The 1,926-nt window shown below is 45.2% G+C and carries 1 protein-coding gene; it reads right to left on the reverse strand.

The annotated features are described in order from the left end of the window. Nucleotides 1–81: 81 nt before the first annotated feature. Entirely contained in the window at nt 82–1,695 is a 1,614-nt protein-coding gene (locus ASC50_RS06525) for a M14 family zinc carboxypeptidase (RefSeq protein ID WP_055432054.1), read from the reverse strand. Nucleotides 1,696–1,926 lie beyond the last annotated feature (231 nt).

The following is a 1,926-nucleotide window of genomic DNA, read 5'->3' on the forward strand; positions in this document are numbered from 1 at the left end:
ATACACAAATATAATTGCGTGTTACAAATTTTACGACACTATCCTCACAATTGAATATGGCAAGCCACTTTGCTGCAATAATCACTTGCGGAGGCGGTTAAACAAATTTGTGGTTTCCCTGTTTATATATTCGTATTTGTCTATTATCCAATTTTTTACGGGGATTCTTGCATCCCAGACAGGTGTTAGCAAATCAATCACCGGTTGCGCCCTTTTGCGGTGTTGATTGCGGGGTGTAGTTGCCATATATATATCTAACGGGATGGTCGCGGGCATATCTTTATGCATATCAAATAGCTTCGCGGTATTTTCCATATCCGACACAAGACATTGGTTGAGTTTGGGCAACGTGCAACCGGCATAATCCATTTGAAAGTCCAATAAATTATCCAATCCATAGTTGTGATACATGTCAGGATGCTTTCCTCGTGCTATCTCGGAGTGTCCCCATGCAGCTTCGCCCACACCATATTCGATGGTTATGATGGCGCATTTCATTTGTTGAGGCAGGTGGTAGTGTTCCATGCTTTTCGCTTCGAGCAGGGGCATTTCGCAGTTGTCATCGGCATAGACCATTCGCCCCTGTTCGGCGCAAAATCGGAAGCCTGATGCCAGGTCGCAGGCAAAATCGGTGATGGTGCCCACTCGTCCATCAAAGCCGTAACCGGCATCCTCGTCCACCATGGAAAATTGTTCGCTGCTTGTGGTTCCTTCCAAGTTGCTGTTTAAAAAGTCTTTCTGAAGTTCTCCGAAGCAATAAGACCTGTCAAATCCTTCTGTGGTTTGGTAGGGTTTGCCGGCATAGATGATGTTGCCTACTTGGTGGTTGCTCTCGAAAATGACGGCTTGACGCTCTATGATGGCATAATAGACAAATTTGGAAGCAACGATGGTTTCGATTTCCGAGCCTAAATGCTTTCCTGCATAGAAATTGCCGGGCTTGTTGACTATTGTGGCGCATTTTGTCACGCCGCGTGCCAAGCCGCCGGAAATGGAGGCAAAAAAATTGCGATTGATGTCCACACCGTTCATATTTGTCTTGTTGACAACATGGTTTGGGTGGCGAAGCATATCTTCAAGCCCGTCAGGATTGGTGCAAACGGCAATCAGCACCGTCAATTCTTCCAGGTTTCGCCGTCTTATAGCATTGGTATCCAATGAATTGACATAATCCTCGACTTGCTTGATAAGCGCAAAGGTGTTGAATGTTTCCCGCGAATGGATGCCACCCTCTTTGGCAATCACGATGTCGCCATGTCCGAGCACGAGCATATAGATAGACCTGCCTTGCGTGCTTAGCCCCATTTCCACCAACCTCACATGGGGGCTATTGACTAAATTGAGGAGCCGCTCTTCCAGCAGTTCGTAGGTGAAATGCTGCGTTAAATCCATCTCTGAATACTCGAAATCGCCGTTTTCGGGAATTTCTCGAAAGGGGTTTCTGCTCCACATCTCCTTTAATTGACTGATTGAAAGCCCGTTGATTAGATAGTCGCCATACGCGTGGTATTTGGCTGTCAGCTCGGTTTTGTTGAGGAGGGTGCTGTGGATGGTGTCTGTCAGGAAATAAGCGAGGTCCGGGTCTTCGATTGAGTCGGTGTGGGTGGCAGCTTCGGCGGGTTGGTAGCTCGCGAGAAACAGTATAAAGAGTTTAAAGATACTTTGCCGCATAGCCCAATGCCGTAAGTTTGTCATTGTTTATTTAATTATTTTCTGAAAGTGGGGGCAAAAGTAGATAAAAATTTTCAAATTTTCAAGTGAAGTTTTATTTTTTCAAAGCCCGCAAAGTTAAACTTTCATAAATATTTGGTAGTTCAAAAATAACGTCTTACCTTTGCCGCCGAAAATTGTTTGGAATTATGTTAGAATTGGGAAATACAGTGGCGAATTATCATCACCCGTCAGCTAAGGCAGACAGGGCTATTG

The sequence above is a fragment of the Candidatus Symbiothrix dinenymphae genome (assembly GCF_001431085.1).